Source organism: Psychromonas sp. L1A2 (assembly GCF_009828855.1).
Lineage (GTDB): Bacteria > Pseudomonadota > Gammaproteobacteria > Enterobacterales > Psychromonadaceae > Psychromonas.
Window position 1 is genome coordinate 529,918 of the sequence record NZ_WUAG01000002.1, and the last position, 24,193, is coordinate 554,110.

The window sequence follows — 24,193 nt, forward strand, 5'->3', positions numbered from 1 at the left end:
ATTAATGGGATTAGCATAAAATTCAATTTAAGCGTATACTCGAGCGCTTATATTTTTTCCCATTTACACCACATTTTACGACTACTTTTTGGATGGTACCTATGGCGCAAACACCTCAATCTCTACTGAAAGAATTGATCATTAAAGGTAAAGAGAACGGCTTCTTAACCTTCGCAGAAGTGAATGATCACCTTCCGCAAGATATCGTGGATTCAGAGCAAATTGAAGATATCATTCAAATGATCAATGACATGGGTATCCGAGTTGTTGAAACAGCTCCTGATGCAGACGATCTTATTTTATCTGGTACAGATAACGACGAACCTGATGAAGATGCAGTAGAAGCCGCAGCACAAGTGCTAGCGACTGTAGAATCTGAAATTGGTCGTACAACTGACCCAGTACGTATGTACATGCGTGAAATGGGTACAGTAGAACTACTGACACGTGAAGGCGAGATTGTTATCGCTAAACGTATCGAAGAAGGCATCAAAGAAGTACAAAATTCAGTTTCTGAATACCCAGCAACTATCCGTAACTTATTAGATAACTACGATAGCTACGAAGCTGAAGAAATGAAATTAACTGATTTAATCAGCGGTTTCATTGATCCAAATGATGATATGACTCAAGCAGTTAGTGCAACTAATATCGGTTCTGAATTATCAGAAAAAGAATTAGAAGACGACGATGCTGATAAAGAAGATGACGAAGAAGAGGAAGAAGGCCCTAAAGGACCTTGTCCTGAAGAAGCCGCTGAAAAATTTGCTGAGCTACGTCGTTTAAATAACATTGTTGAAAAATCAATTACTAAAAATGGTCGTAAACATGCAGATACATTAACTGCGATAGCTGACCAAGCTGAATACTTCCAACAATTTAAACTTATCCCTAAACAGTTTGACCGTATGGTAAAACTGATACGCGGTAATATGAATGCAGCACGTGTTCAAGAACGTTTAATTCTAAAAATCTGTGTTGAGCAGTGCAAAATGCCTAAAGCAGATTTTATTAAAATGTTTAAAGGCAACGAAACAAACAGCGCATGGTTAGAAAAACTATTAGCTGGTAACGAAGCTTTCGTTGTAGGCATTAAAGAGTCTGAAGAAGACTTAGAGCGTTGCATTCGTAAAATGTTAGCAATCGAAGTGGAAAGCACACTCAGTATTACTAACTTAAAAGAAATATCTCGTGCAATGAGTATTGGTGAAACTAAAGCTCGTCGTGCTAAAAAAGAAATGGTTGAAGCTAACTTACGTCTAGTTATCTCGATTGCTAAAAAATATACCAACCGTGGTTTACAGTTCTTAGATTTAATCCAAGAAGGTAATATCGGTCTAATGAAAGCCGTTGATAAATTTGAATACCGTCGTGGTTACAAATTCTCAACATATGCTACATGGTGGATCCGTCAAGCAATCACTCGTTCTATCGCTGACCAAGCGCGTACAATCCGTATTCCTGTACACATGATTGAAACGATTAATAAACTTAACCGTATCTCTCGTCAAATGTTACAAGAAATGGGTCGTGAGCCACAGCCTGAAGAGTTAGCTGAACGCATGATGATGCCTGAAGATAAAATTCGTAAGGTATTAAAAATTGCTAAAGAGCCAATTTCAATGGAAACACCAATTGGTGATGATGAAGATTCTCACTTAGGTGATTTCATTGAAGATACAACGATTGCATTACCGGTTGATAGCGCAACAAGCGAAAGCCTAAAAAATGCAACTAATGATGTATTAGAAGGTTTAACTGCTCGTGAAGCGAAAGTACTACGTATGCGTTTTGGTATCGATATGAATACTGACCACACGTTAGAAGAAGTGGGTAAACAGTTTGATGTAACACGTGAACGTATTCGTCAAATTGAAGCAAAAGCACTACGTAAACTTCGTCACCCAAGTCGCAGTGAACAACTTCGTAGCTTCTTAGACGAGTAGTTTGACCTACGAATTATAAAAAACCTGATAATCATTTAAAATCCTACTTCGGTAGGATTTTTTATACGTATTCATTTATTTAAATAATAATAACGCATAGAGCGCTGATTAAATAAGCAATCAAACTGAATAAACTAGACAGATAAATAAGTAGCTTATATAATCAGCCCACAAATTAAGGCCCTTTAGCTCAGTTGGTTAGAGCATACGACTCATAATCGTCAGGTCCCCCGTTCGAGTCGGGGAAGGGCCACCATATTTTAAAAACCGTAATAGATTAATTTTTATTACGGTTTTTTTATATCTTCAGATTCAGAACTAAGAACGATTTTGGTTTTCGAATTACAAACAGGCTTTAATTAAAATAAGTTTAATGCTCATTGATTAGTTTTTGCTTACTTAATCGTTAATAAATAAGCAATCGATCAAACACAAAACCCCTCTGTATTTAATATCCTCACCTTTAAGTTTTTACTAGCCACCTTAAAAGCTATCTGCATAATTTCTATAATAAATACCTATTAGTAAATAATCGCAAACAGATAATATTTTAAACGTAAGTATAGCTATAAAAACCTGAGATATAAAACGCGATATAGTTTCAAAACTACTTAACCTCAAAGACTTTGAGGTTGATTGACAGTGGTTGCGTGATAAAATGCTTTTCCCTCCTGACATAGTTCTATGCCTAGGGTTTCACTACGATAGAGTTAATATATTTTATGAGTGCTACTGGTTTAAATAGTATTGAAAAAAGAGCGGCATTTTCGCTTGCTGCCGTTTTTGGTCTTCGTATGCTTGGCCTATTTATGATCCTCCCTGTTTTTGCTATTTATGGAGAGCAATTAGCAGGATATAGCCCAATGTGGATTGGTTTAGCGATTGGTGCTTATGGTTTAACACAAGCCATGCTACAAATTCCGATGGGTATTTTGTCAGATAAGTACGGTCGTAAACCAATCATTCTAATCGGTTTATTAATCTTCTTGTTAGGGAGTATCGTTGCCGCCATGTCAGACACTATTTATGGTGTTGTATTTGGCCGAGCTCTACAAGGTATGGGAGCAATAGCCAGTGCAATATTAGCATTAGCAGCCGATTTGAGCCGTGAAGAGCAGCGTCCTAAAGTAATGGCAACCATCGGTATGTTTATTGGTTTATCATTTACCATAGCAATGATCATGGGCCCCATCGTAGCGAAAGCTTTTGGTTTGAGTGGTTTATTTTGGTTTATCGCTGTACTGACTATTTTAGCGATGCTATTGATTCAATTTATGGTGCCCCACTCTGTTAACAAAGCCCCCCGCGGTGACAGTGTTGCTTTACCTGCGCAACTTAAAAAGTTAGTTCGTCACCCTCAATTGTCGCGTCTCAATTTTGGTGTATTTACTCTCCATATGGCGATGACAGCCTGCTTTATTACTTTGCCTAAGCAGTTTGTTGCTAGTGGTTTGATGCTTGAAGATCATTGGCAATTATATTTACCTACGTTAATTGGCTCATTCTTTTTCATGGTGCCATTCATGATCTATGCGATCAAAAAGCAGAAAGAGAAACAGATGTTGTCGGCTTCTGTTTTATTGCTGACATTGGCTCTTTTCCTTTTATGGTATTTACCGATGAGCTTTACCAGCTTAGTGGTATTAGTGATTATGTTCTTCACTGCGTTCAACTATTTAGAAGCGACTATGCCGTCCATACTATCTCGTATTGCACCTGCAGGTGTGAAAGGTAGTGTTATGGGCATTTACTCTAGTAGTCAGTTTTTAGGTGCGTTTACGGGTGGTGTTTTAGGTGGTCTAATTGCAAGTCGTTTTGGTGAGCAAGCTATCTTTTTAGTCATGGCTGTTATTAGCGCAATATGGTTATTAGTCACAATGGGTATGAAGCCGCTTAAGAAATCGAAAAACTTTAGCTTTGCCATTAATGTTGAAAATGAAAAGCAAGCAGGTGAAGTAGCTGAGCAATTGATTAATATGCCTGGTGTCATTGAAGCAACAATTGTATTCACTGAAGCGATAGCTTATTTAAAAATTGATGAGAAAATCGTTAATATTGCTGATATCAAAGCGCTACTTAACCAACCTAAATAATCAAGTTAATAGGCTGTTAACGACTAATAACAGCCTATTAACGCCATCGATTCGACCTCGTTTTTACTTCTTTATATAAATACTATTCCACGGTAGTAAATAACAAGCTAACCTTAAGCGAAAACTAGCTCTGTGTAATAAACGCCTTCTGAGTAATAAACGAATTTAATTCTGAAGTATTTCGAATCTTAAGCATTAATCCAAATTAGTTTAGAGCACTTAAGAGATAGTAACTAGAATGTTCCTGTCTATTATTAACTCATTTTATATCGTCATCAGTTTGCTTTTATAATACCGATTACATTAAATAAGTGTTCTAAATTTTGCGCAGGAAAAATGACTTAGTTTAAGGCGTAAATTGAGGCCTTTCGAAGATTAGCTTCGTTAATCGTCTATCGATGAATTAACTAAAACATGTTAACTCATTAATGGCTGTTTCCTTTACGAAATTTACAACGAATAAATAAGTTATTTTAACAAGTAAAATAGATCAGTTAATTAGTGTGATTGGTATAACTTTACCTTTATAACTTTAAACCCTTATCTGTTGTGCTAATTGCTCACTATTTTGATTCAGGTAATGAATAAGCGGCGAGTCATTAAGAAAGAAAAAAGGCCTAGAGTGTTAACCCTAGGCCTTTCTATTCATACTATTGTCGTATTGCTCTTCGTAATAAAAAGAGCCTAAAATTGGTTTAGTTAAACCCAATCATATGCGGCGCTATACTCTGATAATCAACTGCCATGGCAATACTCAAGGCGGTAATATTAATAATAGAGAAAGCAAACACTTGGCGAGCCCAACCACTAACATCAATATTACGACGATAACCTCTCAATGCCATTAACAACCACCAAAAACTAGTGGTACAAGCAACGGCCATAAAAGCAGCTCCCGTATAACCATTGATCGGTAACAACATCACTACTAACGTATATATCGCGATATATAACACGATATGACGCTTAGCTTTGTCAATTCCTTGCGCTACTGGTAGCACAGGGATATTTGCCGCTTGGTAATCTTTAAAACGGAAAATAGCAATCGCGTATGAATGCGGCATTTGCCATAAACTAAACATAACTAATAGTATCAATGCGCCCATATCAAACTGACCGGTAACAGCACAGTAACCAACGACTGGCGGTACTGCACCAGATAAGCTGCCGATAAACGTGCCATAAACCGAATTACGTTTCATATAAAGGCTATACACACCAACATAAATAAAGTAACCAAAAGCAGCAAAAAGTACGGCAACTTGTGTGGTGTAGGCAATTAATAAGCCAAAGCCCATTATCCCTAAAACAATACCGTGACATAAAGCGGCCATTCCAGACATCTCGCCAGTCACAGTGACTCGCGTACGAGTTCGTGCCATCTTGATATCGATATCTCTATCAATCACATTATTAATAGCACAACCCGAAGCAATAACGAGCGATAAGCCAATTAACGTAGCCGTCATTAACCACAGGTCTATATCACCTTTTGACGCGAGTAAAAAACCACCCGCCACACTGATAAAGTTCCCCATGATAATGCCAGGTTTAGTCACACTCCAATAACGACGAAACATCTTTAACCTCTTTTTTCTAAACTATCAGTTACTTTAAATAAATTAGTACATCATCATTGCGTTAGATTCGTAAATAATCCAAACAGATAATCCCACTACCATGACGATAATCAAGGCACTGAATAAGAAAGAGAATGTACTCGCTCTACCATCTTCAGTGATGAAATTAAGGTGTAAGAAGTACTTTAAATGCACCCAAATTTGCACAATAGCTAACGTAATAATGGTCCATAACGTGGTTACTTTTGAAAAGTCACCTGTCATTACCATATAAAACGGGATGACCGTCAAAATAACCGCTAACACAAAACCAATTAGGTACGTTTTTACACTACCGTGCGATAAGTCATCATGTGATTCATTATGAGTCATTACATTGCTCCCATTAAATAAACAACGGTAAATACACAAATCCAAACGATATCTAAGAAGTGCCAAAATAGGCTTAAGCACGTTAAACGCGTTACCGTTGGTTTACCTAAACCACGGCGTGCAACTTCGATCATCATTATCGCCATCCAAATTAAACCAGCAGTTACATGCAATCCATGTAAACCAACTAAAGCAAAAAATGAGCTTAAAAAAGCACTTCCTTGCGGGCCATTACCATGTTCAATAAGGTGAGTGAATTCATAGATTTCCATACCGATAAAGGTAGCACCTAGACAAAAAGTGATTGCTAACCACATTAAAGTGAGTGCTTTCTTTTGTCCTTGTGCACAAATCATCGCAAAACCAAAAGTAATACTACTGATCAATAACGCAGCAGTTTCAACGGCAACAAAATCAAGTTCAAAAATATCTTTACCTGATACTCCGCCAACTGTATTCATAAATAACACAGCATAAGTAGCAAAGAACGAAGCAAATAAAAGACAATCGGTCATTAAATATAACCAAAAACCAAATACAGTATCGCCAGAAGTATCATGATGCTCATGTGCATGATCATCATGTGAGGCTAGTGCTGTATTTTCAGCCTCTACGTTGATAGATAACGTACTCATGCTTTTATCCCCTTACTGTTATTTTTAGCCGAACCGCTTAAGTTGAAGGCATTCTCTGTTGCTAACACTTCTTCTGGTTGCACGTAATAATCAACATCATTGCTGTAACAACGTTTAATAAATACTGCAATAGCACCGACTAAACCAACAATAGCTAACCACCAAACATGCCAAATCATAGCAAAACAGAAGATAGTTAATGTTAGGCCCATCAAGACACCAGCAGCCGTATTTTTAGGCATATGAATAGCTTCATAGCTTGCTTTAGTCTGGTAAACTTGTCCCTTTTCTTTCATATCTGTCCACGCATCAATGTCATGTACTTCAGGGATCACTGCAAAGTTATAAGCTTGTGGAGGTGACGATGTCGCCCACTCAAGTGTATGGCCATTCCATGGGTCGCCCGTTTCATCATCAAGCGCTTCACGATCTCTAAAGCTCACATATAATTGAACAACTTGACAAATAATACCGAACATAATGAGCACTGCACCGCCAGCAGCGATATATAACCAGATATTCCAATCAGGGTTATTAGTGTGGTTTAAACGACGCGTCATACCTAGGAAACCCAGTACGTAAAGCGGCATAAATGCAACAAAGAACCCAACAATCCAGAACCAGAAAGCTGCTTTCCCCCAACGTACGTTGAGTTTAAAGCCCATTGCTTTAGGGAACCAAAATGCAAAGCCAGCAAGGTAACCAAAGACTGCACCACCAATGATCGTATTATGGAAATGTGCAATTAAGAATAGGCTGTTATGTAATACATAATCGGCACCTGGAATCGCTAATAACACACCTGTCATACCGCCGACCGTAAAAGTAACCATAAACCCAAGTGTCCACATTACTGGAACAGTCATTTGTAAACGACCACGGTAAATAGTAAATAGCCAGTTGAAAAGCTTCACTCCTGTTGGTACCGCGATAATCATGGTCATCACACCAAAGAAGGCATTAACGTTAGCGCTAGACCCCATCGTAAAGAAGTGATGTAACCAAACAATAAAGCCTAAAATAGAGATCGCGCCACTTGCGTATATCATCGATGTATAGCCGAATAAACGCTTAGAAGTGAACGTAGAAATAATTTCAGAGAAAATACCAAAAGCAGGTAATACTAAAATATATACCTCAGGATGACCCCAAGCCCAGAACAGGTTGATGTACATCATGGCATTACCGCCACCATCATTGGTAAAGAAGTGAAACCCTAAATAACGGTCAAGCGTTAACATTGTTAACACGGCAGTTAATATTGGGAATGATGCTGCAATTAAGATATTAGCCCATGTACAAGTCCAAGTGAAAATTGGCATTTTCATCAAAGTCATACCTGGCGCACGCATTTTAAATACAGTCACTAAAAAGTTAACCGCAGTTAATAACGTACCAAGCCCAGATATCTGTAAAGCCCAAATATAATAATCAACTCCGACTCCAGGGCTAAACGTCAGCTCCGATAGTGGCGGATAAGCTACCCAACCTGTTTTAGCAAACTCACCAAAAACAAGTGAAATATTAATTAAAATCGCACCGCTGGCTGTTAACCAAAAACTTAAGTTATTTAAGAAGGGGAAAGCAACATCACGTGCACCAATTTGCAGCGGCAAGATGATGTTCATTAAACCAATCATAAATGGCATAGCCATAAAGATGATCATAATAACACCATGCGCTGTAAATATTTGGTCGTAATGCTCTGGAGGTAAAATCCCTGGGGCACCACTTGTTGCAAGCGCAAGTTGAGTTCGCATCATGATGGCATCACTGAAACCACGGAACAGCATGACTAAAGCAACGAAGATGTACATGATACCTAAACGTTTATGATCCACCGAAGTGATCCAATCACGCCAAAGTACGCCCCATTTTTTATATTTTGTAATAAGAGTAAAAAGAACGATTCCGCCAATAGCAATGGCAGCCATTGTGAACACGAGAATCGGTTCATGGTACGGAATTGCATCTAAAGATAATTTACCTAAAAACGACATACTTATTCCTCGCCTTGGCTAATAGATGGTGTTGCTGAATGTTCAGCCATGTCATGAGGCATATCAGTCATTTTCTTCATACCTTTCATGTCTTTCATACCTGGCATATATTTCATGATAATGGTGTGGAACAAACCTTCATCAACATCGCCGTAATAGGTTACTGGGTTATTTTCACTTGCTTTAGCTAGTTCGTAATAATTAGCTTTAGTCAGTTTATTACCCTTTGCTTTTACATCACTTACCCATTTATCAAAATCACCTTGGGTAGGCGTTGCAATTGCATTAAATTTCATGCCTGAGAAACCCGCTCCACTATAATTTGCAGAGAAGCCTTTAAAGGTACCTGGCTCATTAGCAATTAAATGCAACTTAGTTTCCATGCCTGCCATTGAGTAAATTTGACTACCCAATTGCGGAATGAAGAATGAGTTCATTGTGCTTTCTGATGTAATTTTGTATTCAACCGGCACATTAGCGGGGAACACCAATTCATTTACCGTCGCAATACCTTGCTCAGGATAAATAAATAACCACTTCCAGTTTAATGAAACGACTTCAACAGTAAGATGCTTACCTTTGCCTTCGATCGGTTTATAAGGGTCTAAACTATGGGTCGACTCCCAAGTAATGACACCTAAAACAATGACAATCAAAATTGGAATAGCCCAAACAAAAGCTTCTATTTTAGTTGAGTGAGCCCATTTCGGAGCATAAATTTCATGAGTTTGTGTATCTCTATATTTCCATGCGAAATATAAAGTCATCACAATAACGGGGATAACGACAAGCAGCATAAGAACGGTAGCGATGATAATTAAGTTCTTCTCATCAATACCGATTTGACCTTTTGGATCAAGTACTCCGCCTGAACAGCCAGACAATGCCAGCACTGTACTAGCTAACGCTATATTACAAAGGTTGCGAATTAACAATGGACTATCCTACTAATACCTATCAGCATAATTACTTTGAAAGCATCACTTGTTGAAATGAACAACAACGCTATTTTTAATCCTAATAGCTCACTATTGGGATTAAAAACACCTTGTATTTATACCAATTACACTAATTAACTGATCTATTTTACTGGTTAAAATAGCTTATTTCTTCGTTGTAAGTTTCGTAAAGGAAACAGCCATTAAAGAATCAATCTCTTTTAATTAATTCTCCGATAGACGATTAACAAAGTTAATCTTCGAAAGGCCTCAACTTACGCCTTAAACTAAGTCATTTTTTCTGCGCAAAATTTAGATCATTTATTTGATGTAGTTGGTATTACTCATTTTTCATATGTCATGTTAAACAATTTAATTAACTAAATTGGTATAACCTAAATGTTGAAAGAAGTTGTTTAAAACTGATTTAAGTAATTTAAAAACAACAGAGTAGATAATTTCTCAGTATTTTTAGAACCAATAGAAAAACTAACGATTATAAGAATGAGAAAATTAAGGGAGTTGGTTGAATCGCGAAATACTGTTTTTATATAATTTAAAAATGAGACAAAAAACCTCAAAACTTATTAAAGAATATCAACAACTGTTTGCGTTCAACTATTTACTGAGGTGGTGCGCGACAACCATGAGTATTAAGTCCAATAAAGGACTGAAGTGTTTCACTTAGAGCAAAGGCCGCTTTTTGTAAAACGATAGCGGTTCGACGGGCTGAAAAGAAAAGAAAAATTAACCAAGATAAACCAACAAGCAGTTGGCCCGATAGCTCAGGATCAGCTAAAAAACTGAATATATTAACTAAAGAAGACTCAGCTAAAGTGCTTTCTATTAATAAAGTGCTTAACTCTGTAATATATTCAATAACACCACTAAACATCATGATCGCATTAACGAATATAATAGTTAATATAGACAACAATTTTTGCTCAACACAAAGGTATCGCGCACTCAAATACAATCTATTTAGCATAGATAGTATTTTTATTTGCAAATAACGTTGTAAACTCAAAGCATTGACCTTAGTAGTTATATAGGTTTATTAAAAACAAACGACTTGAGCCCACATTCCCTACTTCATTTTCAAAGCGTCTATTGTGATTCAAATCAAAAAAAGCTTTAGTAAGCACTAAATTTTGGCAAGTATAACAAAGTCATTGTAGGCAACAAGTAGAAAAGCCCTCAACAAGTAAGTTATTTAGTTTTAATTAAAATGGAACGACTGACTAACCTGTTATTACATCATTAAAACTCTTAGCTGAAGTGCGCTATATTCTTCAAAACTAAATATCTTATTTTGTATAAGGTACCTAAGTAAAAAATTCAATATAAAACCAATGTATTTATATACTTATTGAATCTCACAATGGATCAAATTAACGATTAATAAATAAGAAATATATTTAAACTATGAGTTTTATTCAACGACTAGTAGGAGATACATTTGATAGATAGATTTTTCATTAGGAATTGTTGAAGAGAATTTCTCTCCAACATCTAACAAAAAATAGTAACGAGCGGGACTATTCCTTTATAGAAGATAATTGCTTGTGGAAATGCTTTACCTTTATAAAACAGATCACTTACAAACTTAAGTATTACTGAGAAGCGACAGCAACCCCACCTTTCCCTTGATGCTTTGCTTTATATAATGCTTTATCGGCTTCAGACAACAAGGTTTCGACGTTATGTACTTGTTTCGATAATGAAGAAACACCAATACTAACTGAAAACTTTAAATGACCAACATCAGTTATAACGGTTAACGTCGCTAAATCTTTACAAAGACGTTCGGCAATCAACTTTGCATGTTCAAGGTCAGTTTTTGGTAAAATAAGTACAAACTCATCTCCTCCCCAACGACCAATAAAATCGCTTTCTCTGAGGTTCTTTTTAGCAGTAATAGCAAATGATTGGAGCACTTTATCACCGCTATGATGACCATTTTTATCATTAATTTCTTTAAAATTGTCGATATCTATTAATACACAACACAAAGCATTCGAATGTTGCTGCGCATAATTAAATTCTTCTGCCAATAATTCATTAAAGGCTCGACGTGTTAATAGGTTAGTTAACACATCATAATTAGCTCTGTGTTCTAGACGTTCGCGAAGTAGCTGTTGCTCTGTAATATCGATTACAGTTATTTGCGTGGTTTGTTCACCATCCCAGATAACTGTTCTTGATAATAAACTCACCCATACTGTTGAACCATCAACACATATTCCTTTACTTTCAGTCTTAATAACACTTTCATCTCCTGCAAGTAATGATCTATTATCTCGGTGAGCCTGTTCATGGAACTCAGAAGGAATTAGCGGAAGAATAGTTTCACTATCGAGCAACGCTTGTTCATTCTTAAAACCAAACATTTGCGCATAAGCATTGTTACAAAATAACGGTTTAAAATTATTATGTACAAGGATACCTTGAATTGATCCATCTACTAAAACTCGATAACGCTCTTCACTTAACCTCAAATTACGCTGCACCTCAAATTGATAACTTAGGTCAATAATAATAACCTGCATTGCAGGAGCACCTTGCCAATCAATAATATTATCAATGGCAAGTACTGTTAATTCATTATTTTCTTTATCAATGTTTTTATAAGTACGAACACCAGGCTTCTGCTTACCAGAGATAAGATCTTTATATGCTTCTACCGCTTTTAGATGTTCTACTGGAGAAATCAATTCTAATATGCTACTAAGCGATAAAATGTCTTGAGCACTCTTATAACCATAAAAACGTGCGTAATTGTCATCACTATAAAGCGGCTCAAAGTCACGATGGACTACAACACCATAATGAGGCTCAATAAGTAATTGTTCAGAAAAACCTGTCATGCTGTACCTACTCCATGATTAGCATAAGCTCAATATATTTTAACGTGTCATTTTACGTCTTTTAATACTCAATCGCTTTATCATAAGCGCTGACAAAAAATAACTTGGTCCATAATAAATAGAAAATATCACATTTAACTGTCTTTTTATTTATATTTATTGATTTAATATTAGCATGAACATTCTCAAGTAAATGATAATCGTTATTTTTACCATAAGGTGCTTGTATTATTAATATACAAAAATTCAATTACTTAAAATATTTTCTCCTTCTTCAGGGTCTCGAGCTTTAGCAGCTTGTTCTCTTATATCTTGATGGTCACTACTAATATCATCATCGCTATAGTCTTCGAATTTGTTAGTCGTTTTACCGGAAGCATTGTTAGGTAGCGGTTCTTTCTGTTGTTTAGAAGGTCTATTTTCTTCTACACTTTGTGACAAAATAATTCGCTCTCTCGCATCATCTGGCATCGTAACCTTTTCTTCCAGAAAAACCTCAACTACTTTTTTCATCAAAACCGATGAGATTTTTAACTGACTGTTAATTTCACTGTTAATCCAAAAATAAAGTCGTAAATTACAAGTTGATGATCCCAATGAGTTAACCAATACTTGAGGAGCAGGTTCTTCCAATATCGCAGGATGTTGCTTCATAATATTTTCAACTAAAGACTGAGCATAATCAAAATCAGTATCGTAACCAATACCAATATCAAAAGAGGCTCTTATGTTTGGATTTGCAGTAAGATTACGTATCGCATTTTTATAAATTGTCGCGTTAGGCAATTGGATATGATCGCCATTAAAATCAACCAACGTAGTTGCGCGAGAGGTCATTTTCTTGACCACACCTAAATATCCGGCTACTTCAATAATATCGCCTAGTTTAAAAGGACGTTGAATACTTAATAATAAACTTGATAGAAAATTTTCAGCAATATCTTTAAACGCAAAGCCAACAATTAACCCTAATACACCAGTACCACTTAATAAAGCAACAGCAAATTGTGTCAGTCCAACAAGCCGTAATAATATGTATAGGCCTAACAGAACGATCAATAGGCTCATGGTTCTACGAATCACTAATTGTATTAATCGATTATTCGTCGTTTTAGTTAATGGTTTAGTGAGCAAATTAGCAATAGGTTTTGATAACCAAAAAAAAGTGACAAAAATAACTAAACCAATAAATATTGAAGGTAATTTATCTAATACTACTTGAGAAAACTGAACTAAATCATCTATGACCATTTGAATTTTCATCATTGTTCATTCATTATTACTGTGCTGAATAGGGTATCTTTTAAACTACTTAAATAGCCTTTATATGTAAATAACCTCATTGATGAAATAATAATTTTAATAATTTCATCATGATTTTTATTTAAATATAAATAGCTTTAACACACCTAAATCACAATAAATAATATAAAACTAAGCTTATATTCTTAAGCTAATTACCACTTAAGGTGCAAAATTCAACAAGTAGTGAAGTGAAAAAATTCTAGCCTGAAAGAAAAAGATCTAATGGGTTAATTCTAATAACGAAGACGTTTGCTTCTCAGTTTTCCCTTTGAGCGGTTAGCTTGAAAACTAATTCTGCGTTGCAACTTTCGATAAGGACTAGCCATTATCATCATGTTGCACCTTGATTGGGATCCAAATTAGCGAAAAACAAAGCACTTTGAACTGCAACGAGGATAGTCACAACAAACGACAAGTAATGTAATTGGCACCATGTACTTGCTTTCTGCTAAAGTTATTGTTGTATTAATTAACATTTAAAATACCAGTAAAACCTTTTCTCATTAAAAGCATTAAAAAGCAGATCCTTCAATTCAAAATGAGGGCCATAAGCAAAAAACACAATCCTTAGGAAACTATATGGAATTATTAAAAGTTGAAAAGTTCTGGAGTTTAATCTACGAAAAATTAGAGTCATGGCTTGAAGCAACAATTAAAATTTTACCTAATATTGTTGTGGCTATATTAATCGCAATCTTCTTTTCAATTCTTGCCCGTTACGCAGGTAAGATAATGAATAATTTTTTACGTAGAACTAAAGTATCCCCTCAAATAGCGAATTTGTTGTCATCTATATTCAAAGTAGGTGTACTGGTTGCTGGTATTTTTATTGCATTAGACTTCCTAGGGTTAAGTGGTACCGTCACCTTTTTATTGGCAGGTGCTGGTATCGTTGGCTTAGCCATCGGTTTTGCATTTCAAGACATGACAGAGAATCTCATTGCCGGCATCGCAATGGGTATCCGTAAGCCATTCCAAATTGGTGACATTATCGAAACGGATAAAGTATTTGGTGAAGTTAAAACAATTAATTTAAGAAATACGTTAGTTGAAACTTTTTCAGGACAATTAGAAATAATTCCAAATAAAATATTATTTAGAAATATATTAACCAATTACTCTACAAAAGGAATAAGACGCATAGAAGTTCCTTTTGGTATTTCTTATGCAGACGATCCAGACAAAGCAACCAAGATCATTGTTGAACATATAAATCAGTACAAGTTCGTCATTAAAAAACAAGAAACTGCAGTGTACGCAACAGACTTTGGAGATAGCAGCGTTAATTTATTATTATGGTTTTGGATAGATTACCCTGGTAAAACAGGTTTTATGCAAGCCAAACATGAAGCCATTATAGGTGTGAAAAAATCCCTTGAAAAGGCAGATATTCTAATCCCTTTCCCTATTCGAACACTGGACTTTGGTGCAAAAGGAGGAGAAAAATTAAATAACATGTTGAACGCTACTGAGGACCATAATAATGATAGTGTTGCAGAGAGTAAACGACCTGATGAGTAACAATCAAACAACTAAAAGATAGAGGTAAGTGACTCTTTTTTAAGTTTATAATAAACAGTTACTACCTATCTGATACTACTCTAGGGCTAAGTTTTTACATCTTAGTCCTAGAATAGATTCATTGTTCTCGAAGAGACTTTAATCGTTATTTATGTTACATGCCCTCTTCTCTTTATTTAGCACCTAATCAACAGTTGATAAAATGGCATCAACTTTAGTATTAATTTCTTGCAAATCCTCTTCAGCTAAAGACTGTTTAGATTGTTGCTCTTTAATCATTTTAGTTTGACTAATAACAAAGTGTTTTTGTTCATCATTACCTGCAAATACCATCAACTCCTGCAAAGAGACAAGTAACCTAATAGTCACTGATACATTATTATTTGCGTGCTGTCTTATTTGATCAAATGCAGCCTTAGCAATGTATTTAAATGTAGGCACTTTGCTAATGACTCTTAATATGCCAGCTTGATCAAAATGCTGCTTTTCTGGAAATGCTCTTTTAGTTAATACGCATAATGTAGCGTTAAGTTTATCGATACAGGTAATGGCAGAATACGGGTCGTTAATGCCCGGTGAAAGCGCACGTAATGCTATTTCTACTAACTGATGAATTGCAAACTCAGGATCTTGAACTGGTGTTCGACAGGCACCAAGGGTAATCAGGTCTAAAACGTCTTTAATTATATTTTTATCGATTGAAGCATCACAGTGAATAGTCGCTATAACCGAGTCTTCAACAACAAAATCACCCGGTTTAAAGTGACACTCAATCAATACTTCATTTTCATTAGCACGCGTTAATAACTTTTCAATATCAATTGTTTGTACGTAACCACTACATGTTGACAATACGTTTTGTAGATTACTTCGCACTCTAAAATCACTGTCTGTTACCTTAGGTGACACCACTGTTTGTTCGCTATTTTGAATAGCTGGAAATAGCTTTTCAATGCCGCTCTGTAATTCACGATAGACGTCATCAATAACAATATCAGCTTGAATAGATTTAGCCACATGGTGAATAAAGTAAATTAAAACACCAACACTAATACAGGTCATAGCGACAGCGATAATAACCGTTAATCCGGGTTTAAAAGCATAAGGTTCTTGAAAAGAAATCGCACAAAAAACGAGAATACAAAATAAGAAATTTGAGATAAAAGCACCGAGAACAAATTGAGTGCCTATATCCATCATAAAATTACGCAGTAAACGTGGTCCAAATTGCGAAGAAGCCAAGGTTAAAGCAACAATCGTAATAGAGAAGGCAATACTAGTAACCGTAATCATCGCTCCTGCAATCATTGCCAATAAAGAACGAATCGCTTCTATATCCATTTTATAAATAATAGGAATAGAGATATCTAAACTAGGAATAAAAAAAGCATCAATACAGACCGTTAAAATAGCCAACAATATAGACATTAGCACCATAAAACCTGGTAAAAACCAAAAGCTAGAGCGAGCCTTTTCTATCAGTAATGCATATTTCATGAAATTAAATTGCAAATTTTCACCTAATTATGTTTATTTTGAAATGATAATAAGTATATGTATATAAAAGTAATCTACTTTTATATACATTTAAGGTTTATCAATTATGACGCTAACATAAGGCTTTTATTGTCATGCGATGCCCTTCAGGTAAAAATGTCATAAAGGCAAGTTTAACCCAAATAGCCGTTTTATTAGCCTAGTTACTGTTAACATCAATGATTTAGTTTAATAATGAATTATCATCAAAAAATCCATTTACTTAACTTAAGTCAAATTAAATTAATGTCGATATTAATACCAATCACACTAATTAAGTTATCTATTTTACTTGTTAAAATAACTTATTTCTTCGTTGTAAATTTCGTAAAGGGAACAACCATTTAACTCAATTTTCGCCTTGAACTAACTCATTTTTCCTGCGCAAAATTTAGATCACTTATTTAATGTAATCGGTATAACATTTGATTATTGAAAAAATAGGTTTTCAGAACAGATAAGAATATATTTAATATTTTAAAGATAAAACCAAGAAGTGACCATTTATAGCAGAGAACAAAAAGTAAGTATTTACTATCGAAATTAACGTTAGTATATAGATCATTTCGCTCCCAAATTGGATAATGAAAGCGATAGTGTTATTGGATATCAATACGTTAATTTTTATACATTACTGTATCGTTATTTAATAAAGTACAGCCATAAAAATACGATCATTTTTATGACTGTGCGAGTATAGTTATAATATTAATTAGCAGTCAGTGTCCTGAGCTGCAACACCCTCTTTAGCACTTTCACAAGCATCTTCAATTGCATTACCTGCATCTGTTGCCATATCGCTTGCTTTATCAGATACACTGTTAGCAGCATCATTTACCGAATTACCCGCATCTGTTGCTATATCAGTTATTTTTTCGCCACTTTCTTCAGCAGCAGCGTCAGCACTGTCAACCAACTCAGTCATTTTTTTACCAGCAGAGTCTGCAGCTTGACCAGCTTCAAGAACAACTTCATCGACTTTTTCACCGGCTTCTTTAACTACATTGTTTACATCAGTAGCGACTTCGTTAACCTTTTCACTTGTTGTACTTTCAGGCTTATCATCACATGCAGCTAAAGCAAATACAGCAGTTAAAGCGATAATAGAAGTTGTTAAATATTTTAATTTGATCATGATTATTTCCGTTGGTTAATTGAATTGTTAAGAGTCATTATTTGTAAATTCTTAATCCATATTAAGTTCTATATTAATAAACAAAGAACGGTTCATAACTAAGGATTTAAGATAATTAACTCAAATACCGCTGGTGAGACAGGTAGCAATCAAGAAAGTTCGGCTGTTTATCAAATAAGTAGGTTAAATATCAATGAGTAATCAAATACATAGTTTTTGTGACTCTATACTGCATTGATAAGGTTGGTTAATAAGTTTAATTTTTTACTATACGATTTCTTCCCGTTGCTTTGGCTTTATATAGTGCATCGTCAGCTCTGTGTAGCCAGTCTTTAAACTCCTCACCTTCTTTCATGGTTACCATGCCAGTACTAAAAGTGATTTGACCAACTGTATCTAACTGAATTTTTGAGATTTTTTCTCGTATCTGATCCATCCTATTAAACGCACCATCAGCACTTGCTTCCCATAATAAGATAACAAATTCTTCGCCTCCCCAACGGCATATGAGGTCTTCTGTACGCATATTATTAACGAGTTCATTAGCAAACCAACACAAAACTTGGTCACCCTCGTTATGGCCAAAGGTATCGTTTACTTTCTTAAAATGGTCAATATCTAGAATAGCTAGCGTGATAGTTGCACCATGTCTCTTCGCTCTAGCAAGCTCTTTATCAAGTAAAGACATGAAAGCTCGACGATTGTAAAGATGAGTTAAAGGATCTTTAGAAACAAGTTCTTCCAATTTGTCATTTTGTTCACTCAACAAAGCGTTCTTAGTGGATATTTCTTCTGTACGTTCATTCACTACTTTTTCTAAATGTTCTGTGTGTGAACGAATTTTTTTAAAGCTACCTTTGAAAGCTTTGGATAATTGGCCAATTTCATCTTTAGAATTAACCCCTTCAAAGTCATGATTTTTACTGCTAACCGCTACTTTTATCTCTTTAGTTAATTTAATAATGGGCCTTGTTACACTATTAGATAGTTGGCTAATAAAAATTAAAAATACCGCCATTAAAATAGATGAAATAATTAATATGTTATATAAGATTTGATAGATAGCGATAAAGATTTCAGACTCTTTTGTCGTCACAAATAGTGTCCAACCTGGTAAGTAGTCGACTTTAGAAAATGTCACAATTTTAGACTCATTAATGGCAGCATCCATATAACGACCATAACCATGATCTTGTAAATTAATTTGTTTTACTATTTTATAAAAACCAGGATAACTTTTACTTTCTTCAGTTGAAAGTGTGCTTTTCAATACAAGCTTTTCAGAGGGGTGTGAAACAATTAAATTGTTTGAATCCACCAGCCAAGCATAACTCTGCTTTGTGAGTTTAATCGGTGACAATTTTTTAGTTAAAGCCGATATAGGCACAGCAACGGCAATACTACCTATCCACTCTTGTTGATTATTTAGGATAGGAACAGCCACTATTATTACAGGTTTTTTTTCAAACTGACTCTGCATGAGTACTGTAATATTATACTCTTTTCCTCGCCACTGCTCTCCATGCACGAACAAAGGATTAGTTACTTTATTTTCATGTCCTAACACATCGGTTAAATTAAAGTTTTTATCAACATAAATAGCATTAATGAAATTTCCTTTGCCTATCATCATCAGCCTTTGTAGCTGCTGCATAATAAAGGGTTTATCATTAGTTTTTAATTGAGGGTTATCGCTAACCATTTGCAACATAGCAACATACTGAGCAAACTCTTGACTGAGTAAGTTAGCATGCATTTTTGAGATGTCAGTCGATTTTTCCAATTCGAGATCTAGCACTCGTTCACGCTCATTAATAAAAACAATCGTTAGAAGGAGGCAGGTAAAGATAATCATCGCGAGAGAAAAAATAGTAATTACTTTTGCTTTAATACTTTGAAACATAAAGCCCCTAAAAATTTTCGACTTGCAATTTACCTAACTAAAAACGTCGAATAAAAAAGAATATTAGTTGAATATACATTGTAAAGTTGAATAAAAAAATAATTATCAAGTTTCAATCAAAAATAGCCACTATTATTAGGTATTAAATTAGAGACTAATAGGTATTAAATTAGAGACTAATTATTAAGTTTTAAAGATCAAATTCGACATATTAGAAACAAAAAATACGATAATATTGACTTTAAACGATTCAGGACTCTAGTAAGTAAAACACTTATCAACAATGAATAACTAGCCTTCTAATACGATACGTTTTCCGTTAAATAGAATGGCAAAAGTAAATGATTGTTATCTTATGTAGAATCCAATGGTTAGCATCAAAAGTGATACAAGTTGTAATTAAAAATGCAGCTAGTTAAATATATCCTAGCAAAACAGAATATTTACTTTAAGCTAATCAAATATTAGATTTGTAATGAACAGGACTGCACATGAGTGACTTATCCCCATCACGTATTAAAGAAATTTTAAAGTTTGACCAACAGCAACGCTTTCAATATTTATGTAAAGAAGTTAATAAACAGAAACAGATTTGGTTATTAATCGATGAACACGGCTGTGTCATGTTGAATACGGAAGATGAAGATTGTGTTCCTGTATGGCCTAATAAAGAGTTTGCTGAAGAGTGGGCAACTGAAGAATGGTCGCACTGTAAAGCAGAGGCTATCAGCTTAGATAAATGGTCTGAGCGTTGGACACGAGGACTAGAAGACGATGAATTATCAATAGTGGTATTCCCAGATAAAGATCTTAATGGTTTAATCTTCTTTCCGGACGAATTTGAACATGAAATAAAGCTACAAGCTAAAAAGTAAGCAGGTAGATTATTGTGAGTGTATGGCGCGTCATACATTTACAATATCCATTCACCATAAAACGTTCCAATAAAAAATAGTCGACCTACTGTAATATTTTTATAGTTTAAATGTAGAAAACTTAAAAGAGCGAACCATAAAAAATAAGAGTTTATATGAACAAAGTATTTATTTTATTACAACCAAATTGGTTTTCAAAAATAAGTTTCATTTTTACATTACTGTTTCCTCTTACACTATCTGCACATCCTCATGCATGGGTGGATACCAATACTTATATCGATAGTAATGAAACACATATTACCGCTTTACACATGACTTGGACTTTTGATGCTGAAACATCAACCTACATGTTACAAGGTGAGGATATTAGCCCTGAAAAAATTGACCAAACACTACAAAGGCTAGCAGAAAGTGTGGTGGGTAATATGTATAACGAACATTATTTTACATACTTGTATGACGGAAATGAGCCTGTTCGTTATAAAGAAGCTAATCATCCACAACTGATCCAAGATGGCAATAAACTAGTACTCAGTTTTGAATTACCCTTATCGAACCCAATTGCCTTTAACAATAAAAAATTCAAACTCTATATCTACGATGAAACGTATTTTGTTGATATGTCTTGGTTAGACAAAAGTAATATTCAATTATCCGAACAATTAACCGCAAAATGTGCCGGTAAATTAGTTGCACCTAAAGCATCAGATGAGCTCCGTGCTTACACTTTATCTTTAGCAAGTGACGTAGCACCCGATAATACAATCGGGCAACTGTTCTCTCAAAAATATCAGCTACACTGTCCATAAACGAACAGTAAGCCGTAAGGGAAAGTCGCTTTCTAAATTAACAAGCTAACTTAAATTATTACAAGTCAGGCAACTAGATAGGCTTTAACGTGAAATGAATGTCTCTTACACACGATTAAATACTTAACTAATTTATAGGTAAGTATTATTCCCCTAGGTTTAGGAGCGATTATGCTTTCTATCTTCGATATTTATAAAATTGGCATTGGCCCTTCAAGCTCGCATACTAGCGGTCCAATGTTAGCCGCTTATTTATTTGCGACTGCTAATAAAGAGGCTATTACCCGTATTACCAAGATAAAAATTCAATTATACGGTTCCTTATCATTAACTGGTAAAGGGCATCATACAGACCGAGCATTGATGTTAGGCTTAATGGGGTTTAAACCCGATACCGTTAAAACTAATACGGCTAATTTATTATTAAAATCGATATCAGAAACAAAAACACTGCCTTTTTTAAATCAACACGCTATCGCGTTTGATCCAGAAATCGATATCGAATTTCTTAGAGAAAGTTTACCTCTACATGAAAATGGCATGCGCTTAATTGCTTATCAAGACGAACAAGAAATAGATGCCCATACCTACTACTCTACTGGCGGCGGTTTTATCAGTACTGCAGAAGAATTGTTAAATCCAATTAAAACACCTAAAAACAGTGTTCCGCTTCCATTTAACTCAGCTGAAACCTTATTAAATCAAGCAGACCAAAACGGTTTAAGTATTGGTGGTTTAGTATTAAGAAACGAATTAAGTTTTTGTACTGAACAACAGCTTGATGAAACAACCACTAAAATATGGAAAGTAATAAATCTATGCTTGGAGCGTGGTTTACAGACAGAGGGTATTTTAGAGGGCGGATTACAAGTTACACGTCGTGCACCAGCTTTATTCAAAACATTAAAAGCGAGTGAAGGAATTGATAATGATCCAATGAGCATTTTAGATTGGGTCAACTTATACGCATTTGCAATTAGCGAAGAGAATGCATCAGGAGGACAGGTTGTCACCTCGCCAACTAATGGTGCAGCAGGCGTTATTCCCTCAGTATTGATGTATTACAACAAATACATCCGTGAAATAGATAATACTCAATTAAAAGATTTTTTAGCGGTATCTGCAGCCATTGGTATGTTGTATAAAATGAATGCATCAATTTCAGGTGCGGAAGTTGGTTGTCAGGGGGAAATAGGCGTTTCTTCATCGATGGCGGCTGCAGGTTTAACGGCTATTCGTGGTGGTAGTAATGAGCAAATATGTATTGCCGCAGAAATAGCAATGGAGCATTCACTCGGGATGACCTGTGACCCTATTGGTGGATTAGTACAAATCCCTTGTATAGAGCGAAATGCAATGGGCGCAATGAAAGCAATCAACGCCTCTAGAATGGCCTTGAAACGAAACAGTAAATCACTGATCTCATTAGATAAAGTAATAGCGACTATGTACCAAACAGGAAAGGATATGAACAAAAAATATCGAGAAACTTCACAGGGAGGTTTGGCCATTATTCATATGGCGCCACCTTGCGAGTAAGCTTTATTTATAATGTTTTTGTGGTGTTTTTTTGTAGACGTTTTTAACAGCCTTCTTTAATGGATTTTCTAGTATTTTTTGTGATTTTTAATGCATAGCTAGTTCATAGATCTCTAATAAAAAACCTCTAAGCATCTAATAAGGTGCATAGAGGTTTCTATTTTAAAGCCAATTAATCTGAAGTATTTACCTCAGCATTAGTCTTGCTTTACTTATTGATTTTTAATAACTCAACTTCGAAAATCAACAATGAACCTGCCGTTATTTTACCTGCATTACGATTACCATAAGCTAGCTTACTTGGAATGTAGAAACGAAACTTATCCCCTTCTACCATTAGTTGAACACCCTCAGTCCAACCAGGAATAACTTGGTTCAAACCAAAAGAGATTGGCTTACCACGAGCAACTGAACTATCAAATACAGTGCCATCTATTAATGTACCGTGATAATGCACTTGTACGTTACTTGTTGCAGTTGGGTGCTCAGTACCTTCACCTTTTTCTAAAACCACATATTGCATACCTGAGTCAGTAGTTTTTACGCCCTCTTTCGTTGCATTTTCAGCTAAAAAAACGTCGCCTTTTGCAATATTTTCCGGCGCACTTTTACCTGCATTCATAGATTGGAAAATAAAAAATGCGACGATTAAAATTGCTGCTATTAAAATAAATTTGACCATTATAAATACCTATTGTTATTCAAATATAAAATGAAGTGCGACTGTACTAAATTTTAGAGCTTAGTTTAAGAGTTGTATAAGAATAGTTTAATAATAATGTCAGTTATGCAAACCATGAAGCAGATATTAAATTCGATTGTTAATATTAAAATAGATGACTAATAAATATCTAAAGGACATTTAAATAAATAGCAGCACTTTATATTAAACGTTGTATTAAAGACACCGCAAGCGGACACCAGGTTTACAATAACGCTTTATCACCAAGATTCCCTTAAAACGGTAGGCAATAAAAAAGCGAGGCTATATCAATAACCTCACTTTTATACCAATCACACTAATTAAGTTATCTATTTTACTTGTTAAAATAACTTATTTCTTCGTTGTAAATTTCGTAAAGGGAACAACCATTTAGCTCAATTTTCGCCTTGAACTAAGTCATTTTTCCTGCGCA

Annotated in this window: 18 protein-coding genes and 1 tRNA gene; 7 read left to right on the forward strand and 12 right to left on the reverse strand. The window is 35.1% G+C overall.

What is annotated here, in order from left to right; genetic code table 11:
• The first annotated feature begins 101 nt into the window (after positions 1 to 101).
• The 3 genes from rpoD (at position 102) to GQR59_RS12835 (ending at position 4,039) form a co-directional block, all read left to right on the forward strand.
• Positions 102 to 1,946: an RNA polymerase sigma factor RpoD gene (gene rpoD / locus GQR59_RS12825; protein ID WP_160063296.1), complete on the forward strand. Its 1,845-nt coding sequence runs from the start codon at positions 102 to 104 to the stop codon at positions 1,944 to 1,946.
• Positions 1,947 to 2,125: 179 nt separating this feature from the next.
• Positions 2,126 to 2,202, forward strand: a tRNA-Ile gene (locus GQR59_RS12830).
• Between the two features lie 466 nt (positions 2,203 to 2,668).
• The gene (locus tag GQR59_RS12835; RefSeq protein ID WP_160063298.1) at positions 2,669 to 4,039 is read left to right on the forward strand and encodes an MFS transporter; all 1,371 of its coding nucleotides are present in this window, start codon (positions 2,669 to 2,671) and stop codon (positions 4,037 to 4,039) included.
• A 695-nt stretch (positions 4,040 to 4,734) separates the two neighbouring features.
• Here GQR59_RS12835 and cyoE read toward each other — a convergent pair.
• The 8 genes from cyoE to GQR59_RS12875 all read right to left on the reverse strand — a co-directional run bounded on the left by cyoE (position 4,735) and on the right by GQR59_RS12875 (position 13,697).
• On the reverse strand, positions 4,735 to 5,619 hold the full coding sequence (cyoE, locus tag GQR59_RS12840; protein ID WP_160063300.1) for a heme o synthase: 885 nt from the start codon (positions 5,617 to 5,619) through the stop codon (positions 4,735 to 4,737).
• A 42-nt stretch (positions 5,620 to 5,661) separates the two neighbouring features.
• Positions 5,662 to 5,991, reverse strand: coding sequence for a cytochrome o ubiquinol oxidase subunit IV (gene cyoD, locus GQR59_RS12845; RefSeq protein WP_160063316.1), 330 nt, complete (start codon positions 5,989 to 5,991; stop codon positions 5,662 to 5,664).
• Positions 5,991 to 6,626, reverse strand: a complete 636-nt coding sequence (gene cyoC, locus GQR59_RS12850; RefSeq protein ID WP_160063318.1) for a cytochrome o ubiquinol oxidase subunit III — start codon at positions 6,624 to 6,626, stop codon at positions 5,991 to 5,993. Before cyoC ends, cyoD begins: the two co-directional genes overlap by 1 nt.
• Positions 6,623 to 8,626, reverse strand: a complete 2,004-nt coding sequence (cyoB, locus tag GQR59_RS12855) for a cytochrome o ubiquinol oxidase subunit I (protein ID WP_160063320.1) — start codon at positions 8,624 to 8,626, stop codon at positions 6,623 to 6,625. The genes cyoC and cyoB overlap by 4 nt, the downstream gene beginning before the upstream one ends.
• 2 nt (positions 8,627 to 8,628) lie before the next feature.
• Positions 8,629 to 9,561, reverse strand: a complete 933-nt coding sequence (cyoA, locus tag GQR59_RS12860) for a ubiquinol oxidase subunit II (protein ID WP_160063322.1) — start codon at positions 9,559 to 9,561, stop codon at positions 8,629 to 8,631.
• A gap of 625 nt (positions 9,562 to 10,186) precedes the next feature.
• A complete protein-coding gene (locus GQR59_RS12865; RefSeq protein WP_160063324.1) occupies positions 10,187 to 10,591 on the reverse strand; it encodes a hypothetical protein in 405 nt (134 codons plus the stop codon).
• 586 nt (positions 10,592 to 11,177) lie between these two features.
• Entirely contained in the window at positions 11,178 to 12,431 is a 1,254-nt protein-coding gene (locus tag GQR59_RS12870; protein ID WP_160063326.1) for a sensor domain-containing diguanylate cyclase, read from the reverse strand.
• Positions 12,432 to 12,677: 246 nt separating this feature from the next.
• Positions 12,678 to 13,697, reverse strand: coding sequence for a mechanosensitive ion channel family protein (locus tag GQR59_RS12875; RefSeq protein WP_160063328.1), 1,020 nt, complete (start codon positions 13,695 to 13,697; stop codon positions 12,678 to 12,680).
• A gap of 618 nt (positions 13,698 to 14,315) precedes the next feature.
• Here GQR59_RS12875 and GQR59_RS12880 point away from each other — a divergent pair.
• On the forward strand, positions 14,316 to 15,257 hold the full coding sequence (locus GQR59_RS12880) for a mechanosensitive ion channel family protein (protein WP_160063330.1): 942 nt from the start codon (positions 14,316 to 14,318) through the stop codon (positions 15,255 to 15,257).
• A gap of 183 nt (positions 15,258 to 15,440) precedes the next feature.
• Here GQR59_RS12880 and GQR59_RS12885 read toward each other — a convergent pair whose 3' ends face one another.
• The 3 genes from GQR59_RS12885 to GQR59_RS12895 form a co-directional block, all read right to left on the reverse strand.
• Positions 15,441 to 16,769 (reverse strand): DUF2254 domain-containing protein, encoded by a 1,329-nt coding sequence (locus tag GQR59_RS12885; RefSeq protein WP_160063332.1) that lies wholly within the window; start codon positions 16,767 to 16,769, stop codon positions 15,441 to 15,443.
• Between the two features lie 736 nt (positions 16,770 to 17,505).
• On the reverse strand, positions 17,506 to 17,928 hold the full coding sequence (locus GQR59_RS12890; RefSeq protein ID WP_160063334.1) for a hypothetical protein: 423 nt from the start codon (positions 17,926 to 17,928) through the stop codon (positions 17,506 to 17,508).
• A gap of 256 nt (positions 17,929 to 18,184) precedes the next feature.
• Positions 18,185 to 19,831 carry a diguanylate cyclase gene (locus GQR59_RS12895; RefSeq protein ID WP_160063336.1) on the reverse strand — a complete coding sequence of 549 codons (1,647 nt, stop codon included), beginning with the start codon at positions 19,829 to 19,831 and terminating at the stop codon, positions 18,185 to 18,187.
• 491 nt (positions 19,832 to 20,322) lie between these two features.
• On the opposite strand from GQR59_RS12895, the gene GQR59_RS12900 reads away from it, so the two are divergent.
• The 3 genes from GQR59_RS12900 (at position 20,323) to GQR59_RS12910 (ending at position 23,057) form a co-directional block, all read left to right on the forward strand.
• Complete coding sequence (locus GQR59_RS12900; protein WP_160063338.1) at positions 20,323 to 20,706, forward strand: DUF2750 domain-containing protein; 384 nt, start codon at positions 20,323 to 20,325, stop codon at positions 20,704 to 20,706.
• A gap of 155 nt (positions 20,707 to 20,861) precedes the next feature.
• Entirely contained in the window at positions 20,862 to 21,518 is a 657-nt protein-coding gene (locus GQR59_RS12905; RefSeq protein ID WP_160063340.1) for a DUF1007 family protein, read from the forward strand.
• Between the two features lie 171 nt (positions 21,519 to 21,689).
• Positions 21,690 to 23,057, forward strand: coding sequence for an L-serine ammonia-lyase (locus GQR59_RS12910; protein ID WP_160063342.1), 1,368 nt, complete (start codon positions 21,690 to 21,692; stop codon positions 23,055 to 23,057).
• A 208-nt stretch (positions 23,058 to 23,265) separates the two neighbouring features.
• On the opposite strand, the gene GQR59_RS12915 is transcribed toward GQR59_RS12910, so the two are convergent.
• Positions 23,266 to 23,739 (reverse strand): FKBP-type peptidyl-prolyl cis-trans isomerase, encoded by a 474-nt coding sequence (locus GQR59_RS12915; protein ID WP_160063344.1) that lies wholly within the window; start codon positions 23,737 to 23,739, stop codon positions 23,266 to 23,268.
• Positions 23,740 to 24,193 lie beyond the last annotated feature (454 nt).

Coding starts and splice junctions, on each gene's coding strand:
- GQR59_RS12880 (WP_160063330.1), top strand. CDS start 14,316: ATGGAATTATTAAAAGTTGAAAAGTTCTGGAGTTTAATCTACGAAAAA.
- cyoD (WP_160063316.1), bottom strand. CDS start 5,991: ATGACTCATAATGAATCACATGATGACTTATCGCACGGTAGTGTAAAA.
- GQR59_RS12900 (WP_160063338.1), top strand. CDS start 20,323: ATGAGTGACTTATCCCCATCACGTATTAAAGAAATTTTAAAGTTTGAC.
- cyoC (WP_160063318.1), bottom strand. CDS start 6,626: ATGAGTACGTTATCTATCAACGTAGAGGCTGAAAATACAGCACTAGCC.
- GQR59_RS12910 (WP_160063342.1), top strand. CDS start 21,690: ATGCTTTCTATCTTCGATATTTATAAAATTGGCATTGGCCCTTCAAGC.
- GQR59_RS12895 (WP_160063336.1), bottom strand. CDS start 19,831: ATGTTTCAAAGTATTAAAGCAAAAGTAATTACTATTTTTTCTCTCGCG.
- GQR59_RS12905 (WP_160063340.1), top strand. CDS start 20,862: ATGAACAAAGTATTTATTTTATTACAACCAAATTGGTTTTCAAAAATA.
- GQR59_RS12875 (WP_160063328.1), bottom strand. CDS start 13,697: ATGATGAAAATTCAAATGGTCATAGATGATTTAGTTCAGTTTTCTCAA.
- GQR59_RS12870 (WP_160063326.1), bottom strand. CDS start 12,431: ATGACAGGTTTTTCTGAACAATTACTTATTGAGCCTCATTATGGTGTT.
- rpoD (WP_160063296.1), top strand. CDS start 102: ATGGCGCAAACACCTCAATCTCTACTGAAAGAATTGATCATTAAAGGT.
- cyoB (WP_160063320.1), bottom strand. CDS start 8,626: ATGTCGTTTTTAGGTAAATTATCTTTAGATGCAATTCCGTACCATGAA.
- GQR59_RS12915 (WP_160063344.1), bottom strand. CDS start 23,739: ATGGTCAAATTTATTTTAATAGCAGCAATTTTAATCGTCGCATTTTTT.
- GQR59_RS12890 (WP_160063334.1), bottom strand. CDS start 17,928: ATGATCAAATTAAAATATTTAACAACTTCTATTATCGCTTTAACTGCT.
- GQR59_RS12835 (WP_160063298.1), top strand. CDS start 2,669: ATGAGTGCTACTGGTTTAAATAGTATTGAAAAAAGAGCGGCATTTTCG.
- cyoE (WP_160063300.1), bottom strand. CDS start 5,619: ATGTTTCGTCGTTATTGGAGTGTGACTAAACCTGGCATTATCATGGGG.